Annotated in this window: 22 protein-coding genes; 15 read left to right on the top strand and 7 right to left on the bottom strand. The window is 40.2% G+C overall.

What is annotated here, in order from left to right:
• Positions 1-190: 190 nt before the first annotated feature.
• A complete protein-coding gene (locus tag JYB65_RS00005) occupies positions 191-856 on the top strand; it encodes an HD-GYP domain-containing protein (protein WP_206580541.1) in 666 nt (221 codons plus the stop codon).
• Between the two features lie 137 nt (positions 857-993).
• Here the strand turns inward: JYB65_RS00005 and JYB65_RS00010 are convergent, their stop codons facing one another.
• Positions 994-1299 carry a DUF6506 family protein gene (locus JYB65_RS00010; RefSeq protein WP_206580542.1) on the bottom strand — a complete coding sequence of 102 codons (306 nt, stop codon included), beginning with the start codon at positions 1297-1299 and terminating at the stop codon, positions 994-996.
• A 176-nt stretch (positions 1300-1475) separates the two neighbouring features.
• The gene (locus tag JYB65_RS00015; protein ID WP_206580543.1) at positions 1476-2267 is read right to left on the bottom strand and encodes a GGDEF domain-containing protein; all 792 of its coding nucleotides are present in this window, start codon (positions 2265-2267) and stop codon (positions 1476-1478) included.
• A 237-nt stretch (positions 2268-2504) separates the two neighbouring features.
• On the opposite strand from JYB65_RS00015, the gene JYB65_RS00020 reads away from it, so the two are divergent.
• Positions 2505-2837 (top strand): helix-turn-helix domain-containing protein, encoded by a 333-nt coding sequence (locus JYB65_RS00020; protein WP_206580544.1) that lies wholly within the window; start codon positions 2505-2507, stop codon positions 2835-2837.
• An 82-nt stretch (positions 2838-2919) separates the two neighbouring features.
• Here JYB65_RS00020 and JYB65_RS00025 read toward each other — a convergent pair whose 3' ends face one another.
• Entirely contained in the window at positions 2920-3864 is a 945-nt protein-coding gene (locus tag JYB65_RS00025) for an EamA family transporter (protein WP_206581725.1), read from the bottom strand.
• A gap of 282 nt (positions 3865-4146) precedes the next feature.
• Here JYB65_RS00025 and JYB65_RS00030 point away from each other — a divergent pair, with 282 nt between their 5' ends.
• The 6 genes from JYB65_RS00030 (at position 4147) to JYB65_RS00055 (ending at position 9077) form a co-directional block, all read left to right on the top strand.
• Positions 4147-4824 carry a response regulator transcription factor gene (locus tag JYB65_RS00030; protein WP_206580545.1) on the top strand — a complete coding sequence of 226 codons (678 nt, stop codon included), beginning with the start codon at positions 4147-4149 and terminating at the stop codon, positions 4822-4824.
• Positions 4825-6525 carry a sensor histidine kinase gene (locus JYB65_RS00035; RefSeq protein WP_206580546.1) on the top strand — a complete coding sequence of 567 codons (1701 nt, stop codon included), beginning with the start codon at positions 4825-4827 and terminating at the stop codon, positions 6523-6525.
• A 305-nt stretch (positions 6526-6830) separates the two neighbouring features.
• The gene (locus JYB65_RS00040) at positions 6831-7256 is read left to right on the top strand and encodes a GNAT family N-acetyltransferase (RefSeq protein WP_206580547.1); all 426 of its coding nucleotides are present in this window, start codon (positions 6831-6833) and stop codon (positions 7254-7256) included.
• Positions 7257-7340: 84 nt separating this feature from the next.
• On the top strand, positions 7341-7934 hold the full coding sequence (locus JYB65_RS00045) for a TetR/AcrR family transcriptional regulator (RefSeq protein WP_206580548.1): 594 nt from the start codon (positions 7341-7343) through the stop codon (positions 7932-7934).
• 100 nt (positions 7935-8034) lie between these two features.
• Positions 8035-8277 carry a zinc ribbon domain-containing protein gene (locus tag JYB65_RS00050; protein ID WP_206580549.1) on the top strand — a complete coding sequence of 81 codons (243 nt, stop codon included), beginning with the start codon at positions 8035-8037 and terminating at the stop codon, positions 8275-8277.
• Between the two features lie 176 nt (positions 8278-8453).
• Positions 8454-9077: a flavodoxin family protein gene (locus JYB65_RS00055; RefSeq protein WP_206580550.1), complete on the top strand. Its 624-nt coding sequence runs from the start codon at positions 8454-8456 to the stop codon at positions 9075-9077.
• Between the two features lie 86 nt (positions 9078-9163).
• Here the strand turns inward: JYB65_RS00055 and JYB65_RS00060 are convergent, their stop codons facing one another.
• Positions 9164-9781: a lactate utilization protein gene (locus JYB65_RS00060; protein ID WP_206580551.1), complete on the bottom strand. Its 618-nt coding sequence runs from the start codon at positions 9779-9781 to the stop codon at positions 9164-9166.
• Positions 9782-10012: 231 nt separating this feature from the next.
• Between JYB65_RS00060 and JYB65_RS00065 the strand changes: the two genes are divergently transcribed.
• Together JYB65_RS00065 and JYB65_RS00070 are read left to right on the top strand one after the other, a co-directional pair.
• Positions 10013-10579, top strand: a complete 567-nt coding sequence (locus JYB65_RS00065) for a PadR family transcriptional regulator (RefSeq protein ID WP_206580552.1) — start codon at positions 10013-10015, stop codon at positions 10577-10579.
• Positions 10576-11307, top strand: coding sequence for a 4Fe-4S binding protein (locus JYB65_RS00070; RefSeq protein ID WP_206580553.1), 732 nt, complete (start codon positions 10576-10578; stop codon positions 11305-11307). Before JYB65_RS00065 ends, JYB65_RS00070 begins: the two co-directional genes overlap by 4 nt.
• A 76-nt stretch (positions 11308-11383) precedes the next feature.
• On the opposite strand, the gene JYB65_RS00075 is transcribed toward JYB65_RS00070, so the two are convergent.
• The 3 genes from JYB65_RS00075 to JYB65_RS00085 form a co-directional block, all read right to left on the bottom strand.
• Positions 11384-12466, bottom strand: coding sequence for an NAD(P)H-dependent amine dehydrogenase family protein (locus JYB65_RS00075; protein ID WP_206580554.1), 1083 nt, complete (start codon positions 12464-12466; stop codon positions 11384-11386).
• A 121-nt stretch (positions 12467-12587) separates the two neighbouring features.
• Positions 12588-13421 (bottom strand): MerR family transcriptional regulator, encoded by an 834-nt coding sequence (locus JYB65_RS00080; protein WP_206580555.1) that lies wholly within the window; start codon positions 13419-13421, stop codon positions 12588-12590.
• A gap of 120 nt (positions 13422-13541) precedes the next feature.
• Positions 13542-14732: an MFS transporter gene (locus JYB65_RS00085; protein ID WP_206580556.1), complete on the bottom strand. Its 1191-nt coding sequence runs from the start codon at positions 14730-14732 to the stop codon at positions 13542-13544.
• A 316-nt stretch (positions 14733-15048) separates the two neighbouring features.
• Between JYB65_RS00085 and JYB65_RS00090 the strand changes: the two genes are divergently transcribed.
• The 5 genes from JYB65_RS00090 (at position 15049) to JYB65_RS00110 (ending at position 19907) form a co-directional block, all read left to right on the top strand.
• A complete protein-coding gene (locus JYB65_RS00090) occupies positions 15049-15558 on the top strand; it encodes a flavin reductase family protein (RefSeq protein WP_206580557.1) in 510 nt (169 codons plus the stop codon).
• A gap of 84 nt (positions 15559-15642) precedes the next feature.
• Complete coding sequence (dmpI, locus tag JYB65_RS00095) at positions 15643-15831, top strand: 4-oxalocrotonate tautomerase DmpI (protein WP_206580558.1); 189 nt, start codon at positions 15643-15645, stop codon at positions 15829-15831.
• 348 nt (positions 15832-16179) lie between these two features.
• Entirely contained in the window at positions 16180-16962 is a 783-nt protein-coding gene (gene ygiD / locus JYB65_RS00100; protein WP_206580559.1) for a 4,5-DOPA-extradiol-dioxygenase, read from the top strand.
• A 40-nt stretch (positions 16963-17002) separates the two neighbouring features.
• Positions 17003-17854, top strand: coding sequence for a pirin family protein (locus JYB65_RS00105; protein ID WP_206580560.1), 852 nt, complete (start codon positions 17003-17005; stop codon positions 17852-17854).
• A gap of 283 nt (positions 17855-18137) precedes the next feature.
• Positions 18138-19907 (top strand): oleate hydratase, encoded by a 1770-nt coding sequence (locus JYB65_RS00110; protein ID WP_206580561.1) that lies wholly within the window; start codon positions 18138-18140, stop codon positions 19905-19907.
• Positions 19908-19921: the final 14 nt, after the last annotated feature.

Raw genomic sequence — 19921 nt, forward strand, 5'->3', positions numbered from 1 at the left:
AGGCGGAATCATTCGCCGTCACCAGTTCCGTCACAGCATATAAAGAAACCCAGTGTATGTAACTGTTTCCCTGCAACCCAACGCAGTTTAAAGTAAACTACGGTTTAAGAAAATAGTTCCATTGTTATTATTCCCGATTATGGCATGAGTTATTCATTATCTTTTACAGTTTTTGAAAGGAGAACATAAAATGCCGATAACTCTTTGTAAGGGATCAGATGTAAAGACTATTATCCGATCTCTTCCGACAGAACAAATTGAACATATGATTCATGTAGGGGCATTTGTAAGTGTAATGACTCAGAAAATCTGTGATTACAGCATTTATTCAGAAATCTCAGAGGCGAAAGGATGTCAACAATTTGGTAATGCAGCTTTTTACCATGACATCGGTAAAGCGTATATACCGCAGGAAATTCTTTTAAAATCCAATAGGCTTACCCCTGAAGAATTTCGCATGGTTCAGAAACATCCGGTTTTTGCAAAAGAACTCTTCCTGCTAATCAATCGAGGTGAAGTTTCAGGGATGCCTGCACATCTCCTTCCGTTGGCACATGATTCGGCAGTTTATCATCATGAATGGTGGAATGGAAACGGCTATCCGTATGGTATATGCCGTAAGGATATTCCTCTCATTGCACGGATTACGGCCATATGTGACGCGTATGATGCAATCACAAACGACAGAGTATATAGAAGAGCGCATACTCATTGCTACGCTTGCCGTGAATTGGAAATAAACGCAGGAACTCAATTTGACCCTACCCTGATCAAGGTGTTTCTGGATAATGAATCAGCTTTTTTGGCTCTTGCAAAAAATGATGACCGTTTCAATTATTTTCAGTGCCTCGCTTAATCCTAATACAAGATAATTAGCAAATAAAGTTAGCTTATGCTAATTTATCGGTATCCGCCGGCTTTGACTAGCTAAGACGGAGTCCTTTGAGACACTCAATATTTTTTGAGGCATCTTTATGGACAAGGATGTACATTCTATTTAAACGTTGAAAAGAAATTGGCAAATAGATGATCTTGCTCCGGCTTATGGGTCACATAACCGATCGCTACTTTGTTGTGAGTCAATTCGATCATCTTCTGGGCTCTTTCTTCTCCGAATGCTCCGCACAATTCAATTGCACCTACACCTTCTTTTTCCAGGAAAGAAACTTTCGCATAGGCTTCTTCAAAGCTTTTAACGGTAAAAATATAGGTGATTTGATTTGCTGTTTCAAAACAAGCCTGATGTTCCTCCGGATTATAGTGGCTTCCCATTAGTAAAAATGCAAATTTCTTTTTCATAAAATACCTCCTATTATAGAATGAAAAGAGTTCCTCTTTTGATAAGGATAAAAAGTATAGTAGCCTTATCGTACCATAAATAGGTGTAAATGTGAATCGATGGAGTATATGAAGAATGAAAAGCTGGTTTCCTGGCTTAGTGAACCAGCTTTTAAGAGTCCATTTGACGTATAAAATTAGACTACCACTCTGTTTCTACTTTTCTTTTTTGCCTGATACAACTTCTTGTCCAATAATCCAATTACTTGATTTACCGTATGGATGCTGCTGGTGTTGTAAAGGGTTTGGACACCAAAACTGCAGGTGACTTTTATAAAATGGTCATTAATATAAAAACTTTTACTTTCCACAGCGTGACGAATTTTATAGGCGATTTGAACCGAAGACTTCCGATTCATCTCAGGAAGACAAATTAAGAATTCATCACCACCGTATCGGGCCGCCCATCCATTTGTTTTCTGAATGAGGCGCAGAAAAACATTTGCTGTCTCTTTTAAAATACAATCACCGGCTATGTGCCCGTATTCGTCATTTATTTTTTTGAAATAATCGATGTCCGCATAGATAAACGACACGGGATAATTTTCTTCAAAAGCATTTGCCAAATCAATTGGCAGCTGATCATCAATATATCTGCGGTTATATAAATTCGTCAAAGGATCTGTGATAAGAAGTTTCTGCATGTGCTGAAGAGAGTCTTCTTCACTGTGCTGGATAAGCTCCAAGCAGTAAGGATGACCGTCAATGGTTACAGGTATATTGATTTCAAGTACGTTGCCATCTTCTCGAAGAGAAAGCGTTGCTTTACTAAAATTGGTGATAGAAACGGGAGCTTCTCCCGAGATATTGGCATTTTCGCTCTCATAAATGATTCGCTTATGAGTGGCATCCCAAATACGAATCATGTGATAAAATTTGCGAAGTTTCTTTATGGAGGCGACCGTTTGATTTAAACTATTAAAATTCATACCTTTATTTCCTTTTCAGATACTGATGAAAAGTAGCTTCTCAGTTAAATCGAAACTATAACCTAAATGACAACATCAATTAAGCAATCAGCATTTTACTTCTATTCCTTTATCTGGAATGTATAACGCTGTCGTTTTTTAGGTATTCTATAAGAATACATTTTAATATACTTTGGGTTAATTTTCAAGTGTAGTTGTATTCTTTAAGATTACTATAAAGGAGGCTGAGAGTATATCATGCTGAACAGAAAGGAATTTGGCTCTGCGATACGAAATGCCCGATTAGAAAATAAGCTTACACAGGAAAGACTTGCAGAGATGGTTGGAGTTACACCTGTACACGTCAAACAACTGGAGGCAGGAACACGAATGCCCTCGGTGGAGGTTCTTCACGATATTGCTATTGTATTAAATCTCTCTGTGGATAGGGTTTTTTTTCCGACAGAAACAAAAGACTCTGAATTATTGGATAAAATTGAAAGGGTATTACGTCTATGTACACCCCATGATTTACGGGTGGTTTATGCTACAGCCAGCGCGCTTAAGGATAAAGATCCGGAAGACAGATAGGTCTAGTGACCACTCTTAGACAGAAAATACGGGGCTATATTCCTCCATAATGAGGAATATAGCCCCGGTTTCTGTTAGGACTTTATAAATTTGTATCGTCTGTATTTTGAATTTCTAATACTATCTCTTCTTGTTCTGTGATCAGCGGCGCTTTTCGTTCCGAGATAAACAGTCCTCCCAGTGTGAGAAGCGCTCCTCCATATGCGATCGGAGTAAGCTCTTCATGCAGTATGATCGCAGCAGATACAATGGTTATCACAGGCACTGCGTAAATATAAAAGCTTGTTTTAACTACTCCTAAAACGCCTACTGCCCAATTCCAGCTTACGAAGCATAAGGCAGAGGCTCCCAATCCTAAAAATAGGATATTCAGCAAGTTTCCGATATCATGGAATCGGGTAAAATCGAGTTGGAATTTAAAGAAAAATAAAGTTGGTACCATAAAAATCAGTCCGTAAAAGAACGCTCTTCGGGTACAGGCTATGGTATTGTAGTTCAGCACACTTATTTTCCTCATTAAAACACAATACACGGCCCAGATCACTGCGGCGAGAGTTGCCAACAAGTCCCCTAAAGGATTCAGCTTTAAAATGAAGCTGCCGTTAAACCCGATCAGAATAATGCCTGTTATCGCAATGGTAAAACCGATAAAAAAACGAGGCTGGAGCCGTTCACCATGTAATAGAAAATGGGCCAAAACAGCGGTTAAAAGCGGAGCGATAGAAATAATAATTCCGACGTTCGAAGCTAGCGTATAGGTTAATGCAATATTTTCAAACAGAAAGTAAAGTGTAACGCCGCAAAGTCCGGCGCACATAAACAACAATTCCTCTTTGAAATTTTTTGTTTTCAGTTGATGTGGATAGATGAGCAACAAGGCTATGTAACCGATCAGGAAACGGGAAAAAAGAATTTCAATGGGGGTAAAACTCCCTAAAAGCACTTTAGTGGAAACATAGGTCGTACCCCAGATAAAGATGGTACCGATTGCGGCCAAATGGCCTGCGGTTTGGTGTTTGTCAGTAATCAATTTGTCATGTCCTCCGATAGCATTTTCGTATCTTGCGTGAAAATTTTCATATATTGTCTGGGCGTCAGCCCGATTAACGTTGAAGTTAATATCAGTATACCATAAACTTTAGCCCTGTTCTTGTATGATATTACTTTTTACGCAGAACGCTATGCTATTTTTTATGCTGCATTCAGTGGGAATTATTTCAAGATGGATAGAAAAACGGTACGGAAAAAAGTATGATAAGGATACAGAAAAGATATATTTGTGTGTTACTCTAGCAATGGGGGTGGAAAAATGGCGTACCAATTTCTATTAGTAGAAGACGATGCGGAAATAAGAGAAATCATCATAGATTATTTCCATGAAAAAAGCGGAGGGGAATTCAATATAGATGCGGTTGAATCGGGCAGTGAAGGCTGGCAGAAATGTATGGGGAACGAGTATGACCTGGTGCTGTTAGATATTATGCTGCCGGAAGTGGATGGCTTTACCCTATGCCGAGAGCTCAGAAAGAAAAGTGATGTGCCTATTGTTTTCATCACTGCGAGACACGGCGTGGATGATCGGCTGCATGGGTACCGTCTCGGATGTGACGATTATATCTTGAAGCCTTTTTTGCTGGCGGAGCTTTATGCAAAGGCGATAGCTTTGGTCAAACGCGCAAAGGGAATGGTACGAAATGAAATGATGATCGTGGGTAAAATCCGCTTAGATCCGTATCGTTGTACAGCTTATACCGAACAGGTAGAGGTGTCTCTTGCTCCGATAGAATTTGCCCTATTAAAAATATTGATGGAAAACAGCGGAAGGACGGTAAGTCGGGAAAGTCTGTTAATCCGGGTTTGGGGCTATGATTACGAAGGGAATGAACGAGTGGTAGACAACCATATGAAAAAACTTCGAAAAGCTTTGGGGGAGGCGTCAAGCCAGATTAAAACGGTGTTCAAAAGGGGTTATAAATTGGAGGGGTAAATGTTAAAAAATAAAAGCATAAAAAGGGCTATCTATCGGCGTACATTTTTAGTCTTATTTGCCATCTATTTCTTTTTGATGGGGGGATTTAGTATATTCATGCTAAGGCAGGAAAGCAAAATACAAGAACTACAGCTCAGAACCTTCTCCTCTCAAGTGAACACTAGAGTGGGAGAGGTATTGCAGGAGCATATGAATTCGGATAATCGAATTGATATGGCAGGATTAAAAAAAGAATTTGCCAAAGAATCCCCTTTGTTTTCCAGCGAAGACACAGAAGTTGCCGTCTACACAGGCGATCATGACCTCATTTTTAATACAAACGACGATTGGCTGTGCAGTTATTCCTATCAGCTGTCAGCAAACAGAAGCCTCGCTGCATATGGATTTTTGAACCCTGAAGATTGGTTTGATGAAAAGGAAATAAAGGAGCTGGAGCAGTATCTCTATGCTCAGCCAAAGGCCAAAGAGGTAGGGGATCTGACGGATTATTCGATTGACTTAGATGGATTTTGGGTAGATGAGGATATCATCATTCCCGATAAGATCACGGTTACTTCCATGTTTGCCGACACTTTCGACGAATATGGAACGGTAATTAAAAGCACCGGATATCCAGACGATGCCATGGTGTATGCTTCCGGCTATGAAGATAAGAAGGGGCTGTCCTATGTGGAATCCGGCAATATCCGGCCACCTATAAACGGAGATACGGAGGACGAAACAAGGCGTGAGCTGCGCGAACTGGTGACCGATCAAGAAAAGCTGCAAGGATCGGTTCTGCAGGCAGGCATCATTTCGCATGAATGGGTCAATCCGGTCACGTATCGATACTATGTGGTGATGCCGTATAAGAATTATATACAAGTGAAGTCAGATGATCCGTTAATATATTACAGCGAAGCTTGGACAGTTGTTGCCCGTCAGGTGAATTTCTTGCAGCAGCGCGCAGCTCCCTTGACGTTTATGTGGATAAGCTGCTTTATCACCTTTCTTGCAGCGGCTTTCATCCTATCAGTACAGACCTATAAAACTTATAGGCAGCGGGAAGAATTGGAAAGCAGGCGGAAAGAAACCACAAGAGCCTTGGCTCATGATTTAAAAACCCCGTTAACGATCATTTCAGGATATGCGCAAAATCTCATTGAAAATGTTCATACGGAGAAAAGAATGTATTATGCGGAGAATATTAAAACCAATGTCAGTCGCATGGATAAGATATTGCAAGAAATGCTGGAGTTATCTAAATTAGAATCGGAATCTTTTTCGATGAAATGGGAAGAGGTCTCTTTGGGCGATGTATGCCGGGGATTGATCAGCCGATACGGCTTAATTTGTGAAGAGAAATCCATATCGGTCAGCCTAGAAGGGGATGAAAAGATAAAAGCCGACTTCTCTTTGATGGAACGGGTGATTGACAATTTCTTTATCAATGCGCTGGCCTATACCCCGGATGGCGGATTGATAAAGATGATGATTTCCGACGGCACGTTTGAGTTTTATAACAGCGGCAGCCATATTCCGGAAGATAAAATAAAGGAAATATGGAAGCCCTATAGAATGGCGGATGAATCACGCAGCAATACAAACGGATCAGGGCTTGGCCTTGCCATTTCAAGCACCATCCTTGACTTATATCAGTTTTCGTATGGTACGGAAAACAAATCCGGCGGCGTGGTATTCTGGTTTAAGTTTATATAGTCGGTTGACTGCAAACCTCGGCTCAGCTGTATGCTGAACCGGGGTTTTTATGACGTAGGAAATATCGTTTACGATATTGAACCAAAAGATACTTTTCTATTTGAATCTTTGCAAAATTACCGATAAAACAAGTTCTTCGATACAGCTTGACAAAGCCAGTATTTAAGCCTAATATCGTACTAAACATATATAACTACTTTAAATTAAATGTTGTTTTTAAATCTGAGAAAAGTAAACTGTATTTGAAGCAGATTCATAGCAGCTGCCCATAACAGAGAACGATCTCAGGAGTTAGGAGCGAAAAAATGGCTTATCGATTTCAGAAAAATACAGAATCCGTTGACTGGAACATCGTTTCAGAATTGTTATACCATTTTAGGTTAAACAATTTGGATGCGGACACTCAAAAAAAGGTGTTTGAAAACAGCTATGCTGTTATATTTGTCTTTGATGATGATAAATTGATTGGATTCGGAAGAGCGCTCTCCGACGGTATCTGTCAAGCGGCAATCTATAATATTGCGTTGAATGAGGCCTATCATGGTAAGGGACTTGGAAAAGCCATTATCAACGAACTGGTAGAGCAGGTGAAAGGGTGCAACATCATTCTTTATACTCACCCCAATTCGATCGGTCTTTACGAGCATCTGGGGTTTCGACGAATGAAAACGGGGATGGCATTATATCAGCCTAGACACCTTTTGAAGCTAGAGGAAATGGGATTTATATAATTATTATTTCTAAAAGTGCTTGACAGGCAATCGGAATAGCATTATTATAATGAGTATAAAGTCAATGAGTTAGGAGTCAATAAAATGGCAAGAACGCAACGCCAAATACAAAAGGATCAAACCAGAAAACATATCATCGAAGTTGCATTGGAGCAGTTTGCTCAAAATGGTATAACAGCAACCAGAACCGCAGATATTGCCAAAGCTGCAAAGGTATCTCATGGGACTGTTTTCTCCCATTTCTTAACACAGGAAGAGTTGCTCAACACCGTTATCGAAGAATTTGGCATAAAAGTTTCTAAACGGCTTCACGAGCTGGCTGCTTCTCACACAGGACTGAGGCAAGTTCTGGAAGCACACCTCAACGGTTTAACAGAATTTGAAGCCTTTTATACCAGGTTAGTTATCGAAGGCCGATTGCTTCCTCAGAGTGCCAGAAATACGTTAACCATCATTCAATCTTCGATTTCATTTCACATCAGTCAAGCGGCTGAAGAGGCAATGAAAGAAGGATATGTAGACCGGTACCCGATTCATCTGCTTTTTAATACTTGGATTGGATTGATCCATTATTATTTAGCAAACAACGATCTGTTTGCACCTGGAGAATCCGTATTGAAGCGCTATGGACAGGAAATACTGGACCACTATATGCGGTTAATCTCTTCTAAAGCATAGTTTATGCCGTCTGTGAAGAAAATGCATGCCTGTTCTATTGGTGAACACAAAACTCTTGACTCTTAGAATTATACCAACGTTACATTAGGAGGTAATAAGAATGAAAGTATGTATTGCATGTGGAATGCCAATGAAGGAAACAAGTGATTTTGCTATGGGAGATGCAGAGAAGGATTATTGTGTGTATTGTGCACGTCCGGACGGAACGATGCAATCCTATGAAGAAAAACTGGATTCCATGACGAATTTCATTATCAGAACGCAGGGATTGGATGAAAAGGCAGCAAATGCTACGGCTCGCGATATGCTGTCCCGTTTACCTGCATGGAAGGCAATCGATTAAGCAGGAGAACGAGTATCCTATAATCTCATGTCAAAAAGACCACATTCTAAGAGTTCATTTGAATGTGGTCTTTACGAATGGCCATATATATTCTATATTTTTGAATAATAATAATATATAGTAGTAATGTAATATCGTTTATGCCGCAAGTAAAGCGGCGGGGAAGGGGAAAGAAAATGAAAGTATTACTTATGAATGGAAGCCCCAGAGCGAAAGGGTGTACCTATACAGCATTAACTGAAATCGCTCAAGAGCTGGAAAAGGAAAATATCGAAACGGAGATTTTTCAGATTGGGAACAAGCCTATTTCCGGGTGCATTGCCTGTAGCGGATGTATGGAAACGGATGAGGAATGTGTATTAAAAGGGGACAGGGTAAACGAAGCTTTAAAAAAAGCGAAAGAAGTGGATGGATTTATCTTCGGATCACCGGTACATTATGCCGGTGCTTCCGGTGCCATCACCTCTTTTTTAGACCGATTCTTTTACGCAGGAAAAAGTTTTCAGTATAAACCCGGAGCAGCGATTATAAGTTGTCGCCGCGGCGGTTCCACGGCTGCGTTTGATCAGCTTAATAAATATTTTACTATTTCAAATATGCCGATCGTATCGTCTCAATATTGGAATATGGTTCATGGCAATACGCCGGAAGAAGTGAGACAAGATTTAGAAGGAATGCAGACGATGAGAACCTTGGGCAAAAACATGGCTTGGCTCTTAAAATCTATTCAAGCAGGAAAAGAAGCGGAGATTCAACTTCCGAAGCAAGAACCAAGAGAGTTTACTAACTTCATACGCTAGGATATTAAAACAGCCAACCCCGGCAGTAAGTGCTAAAACGAAACATGCAAGGGTTGGCTGTCTTATATAAATTCTTTTGGGCTCTATCAATAACCTAATTCTTCATTCACAATGATGACTTTGATTCTGTCTTTTGAAAACTGTCCGGTGATTAAAACAAAGTCATTACAGATACGCGCTTCATGATTGCAGTCGATGCATCGGTTCAGTGTTACGCAAGGAGTCGCTTTCCCCAGCCGTACAGCATCTAAAGGAGCGGCTATTTGCCTGGTTCGGTGAATTGCTTCTTCCACATTGTCGGTCAGTTTATTGATTCCCACCACGACAATGACTTGATTGGGGCCGTAAAGCATAGGAGCGACACGGCTTCCGTTACCGTCAATATTAAAAAGTTTCCCGTCTAGAGTAACGGCATTTGTTCCGGTTATAAAGGTGTCTACAGTAAAATTCTTCAGGTATATCTGTCGTTTGTCTTCCCGAGTTAATGTGGGTTCGAATTTATCTAAGAAGGTATAATCTCCTTGTCTTAAAAAATTAAAAACGCCCGTTTCTTCTAAGGTGACAGAATCGCCGCAGCCAACCGTAGACCCTTCGGCAATGAGGCTTTTCAGCAACTTGAGAAGCTCGGTTCTGCTGTTCACAAAATACCCTGCCATATGGTTTTTATTTAAATTTTCTATTAGTTTCTCTATCCTTGAATTCATCACTGCACCTGCGCCATTTATTGTTTTATTGCATTAGTATAGCATGGATACTTTGGAAAGTGAATGACAAAAACAGAGGCAGGGCCTCAAATGAGTATATAAAAGTCTTACATGAAATGGCTGAAATTTTTAGATTTGTTTATGAGAAAAAATAAAACCTAATTGACTTTTAAAATTCATAGTTATATCATAATGATATATTATAAAGATATATTATTTTGGGAGGGCACGATGAAGGAGAACACTGGTAAAACCAAGTATGTATTGCTGGGCTTGATGGCGAAGGAACCTCAAACCGGATATACCATAAAAAAATCAATTGAGTATGAATATAGTCATTTTTGGCAGGAAAGTTATGGGCAAATTTATCCAACCCTGAAAGCTCTTGTAAAAGAAGGCCTGGCAGAAAGCGTGGAATCTCAAGAACTGAAAAATGGAAGAGGGCAAATACTATACAAAATCACAGAAGCAGGCAAGAAAGAACTGAAAAATTGGCTGTCGGAAGAACCGACTATTGAAAAACTTCGGTACGAAATTTTACTCAAAGTCTCATTTGGCGCGAGCACTGAACCCGAGATCATTCTTGGACATTTGGATGAATTTATTAAAAGAAATGATAGATCCATTAAAGAAATGGATGGATTCCTTGATTTTTTTAAAGGTATGAGCAATAAATCGGATAGACATCTGGATAGTGAATTGACGGCAATCTGTGGAAAATACTTTTACACGGCCATGAAAGAATGGGCTATGGAGGCTGAGCAAATTATAAAAGATAGGATGGGTGAGAAAGGATGAGACAAAAAATTCGTAAGGGGATACTGACATTGTCTGCACTGCTTTTTCCGCTTTTTTTCTTGTTCTTTTCACCCTTTATCATTGTTGTCGCTGCATCACGGGGAATTGTAAGTGCAAGTGCAATCACGTTTACCGTATTGCTCTTATGTTCCATGGTGGGGAGCCGTCTTTTCTGCGGATGGCTATGTCCGGCAGGCTCCATACAGGATCAGGTTTCAAACTCAAATAGCAAGTTGTGGAACAGCAAAGCAAAAAATATTTCGAAATATGTATTTTGGGCGGTATGGCTTTCCTTTATCCTCTTTTTATGGATGCGGCATTTACCCCTCGAAATAAATCTTCTTTACTTGTGCGGAATCAATTTACATATCTTAACGGTATACTTTATAGTAGCAACCTCCATTTATTTGTTTGCACTGCTTACAGGGAAAAGAGGTATGTGCCACAGTTTGTGCTGGATGGCCCCGTTTATGGTCATTGGTGAGAAAGTAGCCGATTTTCTGCATCTGCCCAGATTTCGGTTAGAAGCGGATAGTGCAGCCTGTATTTCTTGTGGACAGTGTAACAAGAAGTGCCCGATGAGTTTAGACGTTTCTAAGATGATAAAAAATAATTGTGTGGATTCCGCAGAGTGCATTTATTGTCTTGAATGTGCAGACGTATGTCCTAAAAGCGCCATTCAATGCGGAATAAAAGGGAAAAGCAAAAGACACACAAGTATAAGATAAAAAGCCTAAAATAGCAGAAACTGTGTATTATGATTGCAAGTAATACACAGTTTCTCGCTTGGTTGAAAGGTTTATTCTATAATGAATGTATGTAGTAATTCATTGGTTTTACCATGAACTGGTTGTCAGGCAGATTGTTGGTTGTCACATAACCCGGACGGGCATCTATTAACTGAGGGACCCGTTGGATGAGCGTCGCACAAGTGAGTTCCACCGTAGCAGGGTTATTTACAACGACAGTAGTCTCTGGCTCTCCTTCCAAAGTCCACACGTTTGAATCGAATTCTTCAGGAGCATATACTTTGCCGATGCATTCGGTTTCAATCGTAATGCCTTCCTTTGTTTCCGTCGTAACGATAGCACTCATTCCAGTGGCATCACCGGACTTAATGGTCATCCCTAAGGTACTTGAATGCAAATCTTCATGATGGGTACAAGGAACACATTTTTGTACTTGAGAAACCATGGTTAAGCCCAATTTCTCGCATAACCAGCCATTTTGGTTCCACATGTAGGAAGGAATATATTCTCCTTTTTCTACTAATTCTTTGATTTCATCCGAAGACAGGCTGTTATAGTTGCCTATTTCTTTTTCAAACTTTTCAATCGTATAGCCTGCACCGTGTCCAATGGCTAGGGCAATGCCGTAGTCTTCCACATTATAGCTGGAAGATCCTTTGATTGTAGTGATTTTAGCTGAAGAACCTGCTAAATTGGTTACCAGCGTACCCCAGAACAAATCGGGATAGCCGCTGCCGCATAGCGTGCAGTTATGCGCTTTGGCAAGTGCATCTAATTTTTTCGTGATATCCGGAGACGAATTCCAAGGGAATAACGCCTCTTCACACGTGGAAATGGCATTGATACCGTTTTGTGCGCATACTGTAAAAGCAGGCTCCAAGTCTTTCATGGTTGAACGGGTTGCAATAACACAGGCATCCGGTTTTGTCGCTTGAAGAACCGCATCCGCATCTTTTGCATCGGAAATCGATACACCCAGAGGCTCACAGCCTATAATCTCTCCAATGTCTTTTCCTATTGCTGCAGGGTCTATATCAAAGGCAGCAACGATTTCGGCACCTTTTTCGATGGCATAACGCATAAGCCATGAACTCATCTTACCGCATCCATATTGTGCGATTTTTACCTTTCGTTCCATAATAAACCTCCTGTTTGATATGACAGCAAAATTTAAAATTACCTCTTTTGTATCTATAGCATAAAGGTTATCGCTGCTATAATGTCAAGAAGTTATTCTATTGAAATGGGTAGAAAAATTTTCAAAAAAATTTAATGGGAATTTGAAGCCGGAGGTGCATGCCGCGTTCGGTATGATTGATGACCGGAATATCTGCTATACTTTCACAAAGATAGTCCCCGCATATTTGATATCCTTTTCGGTTTATTTCATCCATTAATCGGCCGATATATTCCTTTTCCTTATAAAAGTCATTGCAAAAAATGCACAGATAGTAGTTGGCGGGGACGGTTAGAATGTGTTTTTCAAGGGTAACTTCACTATCAACAAAAACAAAAGCTTCTGTAGAATAAAAGTTGCTTTTCATCAATTCTTTTTGCCTTAAAATCATTCCGGCGTTAAAAAAGTAAATTTGCGGAAGTTCATCGGCCATCAGACTGTAACGAAGGTCGCGCAATATTTTTTCGTAGGTTTCCAGATCGTAATCGTAGACATTGATACCGGAATCAATGTAGTACATATGACGTTTTTCAATGTATTCCAATAGGATGGTTCCGTCCGGCGGTGAGGTGCGGTAACGCTCCAGGCTATCAATGGTACGCTCAATTCCTCTCCTTTGAAATTTCAATGTCTGAATCTCATCTTGTATCTGAGCATGGCGTTGCCACAAGAATTTTTCGATAAGATCAATGTTCTTATGGTCGAGTTGATATTTAATATCTTTCAGCTGCATCCCCATGGCTTTCATATATTGAATGATATCAAGAACGGCGCATTGCTTTACATCATAATACCGATAGTTATTATAATCATCGCGATGACAAGGTGAAAGCAGGCCAATCTTATCATACAATCTGAGCGTTTGTTCAGAAATACAGTTTAGTTTTGCCATTTGTCCCACAGTAAGATATTCCATAAAAAACCTCCATTCCTGCTGTCCGTTTTGCCTAGCCAAACAGGCTCGGGGCAAAACGGCAACGCTGGATTCAATTCATTGCGTTCATTATATCAGGTATAAGGTTTTGGAGCAATGGATTCACACAAGACTCCCTTTTGCGTGAGGATGCCGGCCGTGAAGACCGTAATACAGCAGAATGGACAGCGTAACAATGACCGCTTCGATCAAGAACATAAAAGCGTATCCTTTCCATGTAACAAAAAGACCCATAAGCAGAGGGCCTAATCCCATCCCCGCATCGGAAAATATGAAGTAGGTGGAAGTAGCTGTGCTAATTTTGTGTGAATCCACGGATTTTACTGCAATGGTTTGTCCCATGTTTAAAATATTTCCATAGCCCAGTGCCATTAAAATAGCGGCGAGTAAAAATAAAGTCTTCGTTTGTGCAAAAGTAAGCGTGAATAAACTTGCAGCATAAAACGCAATCGTCGGCAGCATGACGATATTATCCCCCTTTTTATCAAGTAATTTGCCTGCAAGCGGTCTAAATAATAAGATCGCGACTCCATACACAAGGAAAAATATCGATGCCATATACGTCAAATTCAATTCTGCTGCAAAGGAATTAAGGAATGCGGTAACACCGGCATAGCACAGGCTCATGAAAAAGATGACGAATGCAAGGGGGAGTGCGCTTCGTTCAAAGACCGCCTTAAATGTAAATTTCTCTTTCAGATGTGCCGTCTGTTCTTCTGTAAACACAGGCGTTTCTATTTTTACAAAGAGAGCGGACAGTAAACATAAGAACGCTGAAAAGGCGCAGAACGTGAACAGAATGGTATAAGAATAAGCGTGTACGATAAACATACCGATAAACGGCCCGAATGCAGTAGCAACGGTAAAGTTAAGTGAAAAATATCCGATTCCTTCGCCTCGTCTGTTTGGCGGGATAAAGCCAAGCACGACAGTAGATAGTGCATTATGTATGCTTCCGAAGGTAAAACCGTGCAGGAACCGAATGATCAAAAGAGAGACGATTCCAAGCGGAAGCAGATAGGCGACACTAGCAAGGAAAAACAGGAAACAGCCGGATAGAATAAATTTTCTTCTTCCAATGCGTTCCATATATTGACCGCTGAAGAGTCGACCAAACACCCCACCGAGTACAAAGATGCTTGCTATCAATCCCGCAATACTCGCGCTTGCACGAAAGGATACGATAGCATACATCGCTAGTGTGGTCATGGTAATATAAAACACCATCGCTGCGAAAAGCCCCGAAAGTGCCGCCAGAATAAAATTTTTAGTCCATAATTTTTGAGTGTCCATAGTTGTCCTCCCTATAATATGTTGTATTTAATCGCATAAAAAAACAACGTGCGGTGTTTTCAACTGGACTTAAGTGAAAACACCGCACGTTGCATGATTAGTATAGCATTTCTTGATTTTTTTCGTAAGCATTTTTTTCAGATTTCAAAAGTTCATTAAAATCACCGGTTTTCCCAACTCGGAAAGAGTATGCTCTTGATAAAATGAAAATTGTTGGTAAAATAATAGCATCATTGATTCACGAAGCAAGAATCATTGTAAGAATAATAATCAGATTAAAAGCAGACAATAAAATAATTTAATTGGGAGGTTTAACATGAGTACATTTCAGCCAATGAGGGCGGATTCCTTTGATTTCAGCCCGTTTCGTATGATAGGAAAAGAGTGGATGCTGATTACGGCAGAAAAAGACGGAAAAGTGAACAGCATGACGGCATCTTGGGGCGGATTGGGCGTTATATGGGGGAAAAATGTTGCCTATATTGTAGTTCGTAAAAGTCGGTATACCAAGGAGTTGATTGATAGCTCTGATACGTTTTCACTTTCTTTTTTAGAGCACAAGAAATACGGCGAAGCCCTTAATTATATGGGCACCGTATCCGGCAGAGACGAAGATAAAATAAAGGGGGCAGGCGTCACAGTGGATCATCGGGAGGGGGTTCCTTATATTGCGGAAGCTTCAACGGTTATGTTGTGCAAAAAAATGTGCTGCCAGCCGATTACTCCGGATAACTTTATTGCAAATGATATCGATAAACAGTGGTATCCGGATAAAGATTATCACGATCTTTATATAGGAGAAATAGTAGAAATTCTGACGCGTTAATCGGCAAAGGCGTTTTTATTATTTTAAAGGCAGTTCATACTTATGTAGTATTTTACGAGTTGAAAAACAAAGGAGAAAAATAGTATGCCAGTAATAACAATAGAAGGATCAAAACTTAGTAAGGAACAAAAAAGCAAGTTAGCAAAAGAGATGACGATATCTGCAGCAAGTATTATGAATATACCGGAACAGGCATTTATCGTTTTGATTAAGGAAAATGAACTGGACAATATCGGTGTTGGCGGTCAACTTTTATCTGACAGAAAAGCATAGAAATTGCAGTAAACAATAGGCAAACCGACCTTCCGGAATCAGGAATTTTTGCTCACGGAGTTAATGGATGGATTGAAAGAAGATAGGATATTCTTATAAACAGGATGCTTTAGACTACAAAGTTAGTTCTAAGGCATCTTTTTTGTTTAAAGAGAATATTAAAAAAGAAAAATTTTTAATATTGGAAAAAAAGGGTATTTAATAAGCAATCAGTGACGATGAATTCTATATAGAGTTTCCATCGCAAAAAGCAACGACGGTATAACTTCTTCAAACAAAAACACTATATAGAATTAAGCATAAATAATTAAACACTTTTAAATACACATTAAATAAGGGGGAGATAACATGGAAGGACAAGCAAAACGGATGCCGATTTTATTTATAGGACATGGTTCACCTATGAATGCGATTGAGACAAACGAGTTTACAAAAAATTGGACAGAAATTGCAAAAAGAATCCCGAGACCTGAGGCAATCCTAGCTATCTCTGCTCATTGGTTCACCGACGGAACAAGGATTCAGGATGATGAATATCCTAAAGTGATTTACGATATGTATGGCTTTCCGGACGAATTATATAGAATGGAGTATAAGCCGTCAGGGGCACCTGCTTTGGCTCATCTGACAAAAGATTTGATTCATGAGGAAGTACAAATAGACAACAGTTGGGGGATTGACCACGGAGCATGGTCCGTGCTTTGCCATATGTATCCGGAGGCAAATATTCCGTTGTATCAGTTAAGTGTGGATCAAAGTGCAGAGGCGCAGACCCATTTTGAATTAGGCAAGCAAATTCGCTCGCTGCGTGAACAGGGGGTGTTAATAATAGCCAGTGGAAATGTGGTACATAACCTATCGAAAATAAACTGGAACATGCAAGGCGGATACGCTTGGGCAGAGGAGTTCGATGAATACATCAAGCAAAAAATCATCAAACGGCAATATGAAGATGTCATTCATTATAAAATGGCAGGAAAGTGTTCTGAATTGGCATTTTATACGCCGGAGCATTTTTATCCGCTGCTCTATATTTTAGGTGCTTCCGACGAGAAAGACAAGCTTTCCATCTATAACGATGACTGTATAATGGGGTCTTTATCCATGACTTGTTATTTGTTCGAGCAATAGGACATTCCCATATAAAATGTACGAAAGGTGAGTGATTAATATGAAGGATATAAGAGAGGTCAAAAAAGTAATGATAGGTCAAAACGCTGTAGATGGTGCAGGTGTAAGGCTGGTTCGAGTATTTGGTTATCATGATACAAAAGACTTAGATCCGTTTTTAATGCTGGATGCTTTTGACTCGAGCAATGCCGAAGACTATGTGAAGGGATTTCCGTGGCACCCGCATAGAGGGATAGAAACCATTACCTATTTGGTAGAAGGGGACATTGAGCATCAGGACAGCCTAGGACATAAAGGGAGTATCTTAAATGGAGAATGCCAGTGGATGACGGCAGGTTCCGGTATCATTCATCAAGAAATGCCAACACCGAGTGAAAGAATGCTTGGCGTTCAGCTTTGGCTAAATTTGCCGGCTAAGTATAAAATGAATCCTCCTCAATACCGGGCACTTTCAAAATCAGATATTCCTGTGATTGAAGAAGGTGGCAGTAAAGTGCATATTATTTCAGGAACTTATAAAGGCGCGTACGGCAGCGTCGACGGTGATTTCGTGAAGGCTCTTTACTTAGATGTAGAATTAGAACCGGAAGCGGAATGGGAAGCGGAGCTTCCAATCGATGATACTGTATTTGTCTATATCCTTGAAGGGGAAGCTGCTTTTGGCCCAAAGAATAGGATTGTACCGGAAAAGCGTGCCATATTGTTTGAACAGGGAAGTCACTTTCAGGCAAATGCGTTGCATAACGGAGTACGATTCTTGTTGCTCTCCGCCAAACCGTTGAAAGAACCCATTGCTTGGGGCGGCCCAATTGTGATGAACACGCAGAAGGAATTAGAATTGGCTTTCCAAGAGCTTGATGAAGGCACTTTTATAAAGGATGCAGATTTGTAGATTATAAAACGCGATTTAAAAACACCAAGAGCTAAAAACTCTTGGTGTTTTCTAGTGAATAGAATAAAAATAGTTAGAAAATTATATCAGTTTGTTCAAGAAGTTTTAAAACTTATAAGTAAAATTATGGTATAATGAACGCAGTGGATTGAATCCAGCGTTGCCTTTTTGCTCAAGCTTGCTTGGCTAGGCAAGACGTAAATCAGATTTCACTAGAGGATAAAATAAAAAGGTATCCTCTAATTTTAAACGATATAAGAAAATAATTGTTGGAGGTATGACAATGTACTACAGTAACGGAAATTATGAAGCGTTTGCACGGCCTCAAAAACCTGATGATGTGGACAAGAAATCAGCGTATTTGGTCGGTGCCGGTTTGGCTTCATTGGCAGCTGCTTGCTTTTTAGTGCGTGATGGACAAATGAAAGGGGAACGCATTCATATTTTGGAGGATTTAAATCTGCCGGGAGGTGCTTGCGACGGTATCAACGACTTACAAAAAGGATTTGTCGTAAGAGGCGGACGTGAAATGGAAAATCATTTTGAATGCCTGTGGGACTTGTTCCGATCTATTCCTTCCATTGAAACAGAAGGGGTCTCCGTGTTAGATGAGTATTATTGGCTCAATAAGAAAGATCCGAATTATTCGTTGATCAGAGCAACGGTAAACAGAGGAGAGGATGCTCATACCGACGGCAAATTTGGACTGAGTGAGAAAGCCTCCAGAGAGATTATGAAGTTGTTTTTCACGGTGGACGAAAAGTTATACGATAAAAAGGTGACAGACGTCTTTACGGAAGAGTTCTTTTCTTCGAATTTTTGGCTCTATTGGCGAACTATGTTTGCTTTTGAGGATTGGCACAGTGCGTTGGAAATGAAGCTTTATTTGCAGCGTTTTATTCATCATATCGGGGGCCTTCCTGATTTTTCAGCATTGAAATTTACCAAGTACAATCAGTATGAATCGTTGATTCTTCCGATGGTAGAGTATCTCAAATCGCATAACGTCGATTTTCAATACGGAACGACGGTAAGCAATGTTATTTTTGATATTGCAAAGGATAAAAAGATTGCAAAACAGCTTCTCTTTGAGCGTGAAGGCAAAGAAGACGCGATTGAATTGACCGAGGATGATTTGGTGTTCATTACGAATGGAAGCTGTACACAAAACTCTTCTCTTGGCGATCACTACCATGCCGCTGAATTGAACAGTTCCAAAGACGGCTGCTGGAGGCTTTGGGAAAATATTGCGAAGCAAGACCCTGCATTCGGGCATCCGGAAAAATTCTGCTCAGACATAAAAGCGACTAATTGGGAATCAGCTACCATTACAACCCTTGATGATAAAATCCCGCCGTACATTGAAAAAATATGCAAGCGTGATCCATTTAGCGGAAAAGTGGTAACAGGTGGTATCATCACCGTTAAGGATTCCAAATGGCTCATGAGCTATACCTTAAACCGTCAGCCGCATTTTAAAGAACAGCCGAAGGATCAATTAATCGTTTGGGTATACGGCTTATTCAGCGATGTGCCCGGTGACTATGTGAAAAAGCCGATGCGGGATTGTACAGGGGAAGAAATTACACAGGAATGGCTTTATCATATCGGTGTACCTGAGGATCAGATCACAGAGCTTGCCGCAAATTCAGCACGCTGTATTCCTTGCATGATGCCTTATGTTACCGCTTTCTTTATGCCTAGAACAAAGGGGGACAGACCGAAAGTGGTTCCGGAAGGAAGTGCAAACTTTGCGTTCATCGGACAGTTTTCCGATACGGTAAGAGATACGGTATTCACAACCGAATATTCTGTGAGAACCGGCATGGAAGCCGTTTATACCTTGCTTGATGTAGACCGCGGTGTACCGGAGGTATTCAATTCTTGTTATGATATTCGTGTTTTACTGGATTCTTCCGTAAAAATGTTGGACGGCAGAAAACCAATAGATATGAAGCTTCCGTTCATTGCAAATATTGTGAAGAACAAAGTTCTACATAAGATTTCGGGAACCGTTATCGAAGACCTCTTGAAACGTTACAATGTTATATAATAACGAAATTCGGG

The sequence above is a fragment of the Clostridium aminobutyricum genome, assembly GCF_017255415.1.
Lineage (GTDB): Bacteria > Bacillota > Clostridia > Peptostreptococcales > Anaerovoracaceae > Aminipila > Aminipila aminobutyrica.

What these genes read in the sequence shown, in the direction of transcription:
- JYB65_RS00005 (WP_206580541.1), top strand. Translation starts at nt 191, where the DNA reads ATGCCGATAACTCTTTGTAAGGGATCAGATGTAAAGACTATTATCCGA.
- JYB65_RS00010 (WP_206580542.1), bottom strand. Translation starts at nt 1,299, where the DNA reads ATGAAAAAGAAATTTGCATTTTTACTAATGGGAAGCCACTATAATCCG.
- JYB65_RS00015 (WP_206580543.1), bottom strand. Translation starts at nt 2,267, where the DNA reads ATGAATTTTAATAGTTTAAATCAAACGGTCGCCTCCATAAAGAAACTT.
- JYB65_RS00020 (WP_206580544.1), top strand. Translation starts at nt 2,505, where the DNA reads ATGCTGAACAGAAAGGAATTTGGCTCTGCGATACGAAATGCCCGATTA.
- JYB65_RS00030 (WP_206580545.1), top strand. Translation starts at nt 4,147, where the DNA reads ATGGCGTACCAATTTCTATTAGTAGAAGACGATGCGGAAATAAGAGAA.
- JYB65_RS00035 (WP_206580546.1), top strand. Translation starts at nt 4,825, where the DNA reads ATGTTAAAAAATAAAAGCATAAAAAGGGCTATCTATCGGCGTACATTT.
- JYB65_RS00040 (WP_206580547.1), top strand. Translation starts at nt 6,831, where the DNA reads ATGGCTTATCGATTTCAGAAAAATACAGAATCCGTTGACTGGAACATC.
- JYB65_RS00045 (WP_206580548.1), top strand. Translation starts at nt 7,341, where the DNA reads ATGGCAAGAACGCAACGCCAAATACAAAAGGATCAAACCAGAAAACAT.
- JYB65_RS00050 (WP_206580549.1), top strand. Translation starts at nt 8,035, where the DNA reads ATGAAAGTATGTATTGCATGTGGAATGCCAATGAAGGAAACAAGTGAT.
- JYB65_RS00055 (WP_206580550.1), top strand. Translation starts at nt 8,454, where the DNA reads ATGAAAGTATTACTTATGAATGGAAGCCCCAGAGCGAAAGGGTGTACC.
- JYB65_RS00060 (WP_206580551.1), bottom strand. Translation starts at nt 9,781, where the DNA reads ATGAATTCAAGGATAGAGAAACTAATAGAAAATTTAAATAAAAACCAT.
- JYB65_RS00065 (WP_206580552.1), top strand. Translation starts at nt 10,013, where the DNA reads ATGAAGGAGAACACTGGTAAAACCAAGTATGTATTGCTGGGCTTGATG.
- JYB65_RS00070 (WP_206580553.1), top strand. Translation starts at nt 10,576, where the DNA reads ATGAGACAAAAAATTCGTAAGGGGATACTGACATTGTCTGCACTGCTT.
- JYB65_RS00075 (WP_206580554.1), bottom strand. Translation starts at nt 12,466, where the DNA reads ATGGAACGAAAGGTAAAAATCGCACAATATGGATGCGGTAAGATGAGT.
- JYB65_RS00080 (WP_206580555.1), bottom strand. Translation starts at nt 13,421, where the DNA reads ATGGAATATCTTACTGTGGGACAAATGGCAAAACTAAACTGTATTTCT.
- JYB65_RS00085 (WP_206580556.1), bottom strand. Translation starts at nt 14,732, where the DNA reads ATGGACACTCAAAAATTATGGACTAAAAATTTTATTCTGGCGGCACTT.
- JYB65_RS00090 (WP_206580557.1), top strand. Translation starts at nt 15,049, where the DNA reads ATGAGTACATTTCAGCCAATGAGGGCGGATTCCTTTGATTTCAGCCCG.
- dmpI (WP_206580558.1), top strand. Translation starts at nt 15,643, where the DNA reads ATGCCAGTAATAACAATAGAAGGATCAAAACTTAGTAAGGAACAAAAA.
- ygiD (WP_206580559.1), top strand. Translation starts at nt 16,180, where the DNA reads ATGGAAGGACAAGCAAAACGGATGCCGATTTTATTTATAGGACATGGT.
- JYB65_RS00105 (WP_206580560.1), top strand. Translation starts at nt 17,003, where the DNA reads ATGAAGGATATAAGAGAGGTCAAAAAAGTAATGATAGGTCAAAACGCT.
- JYB65_RS00110 (WP_206580561.1), top strand. Translation starts at nt 18,138, where the DNA reads ATGTACTACAGTAACGGAAATTATGAAGCGTTTGCACGGCCTCAAAAA.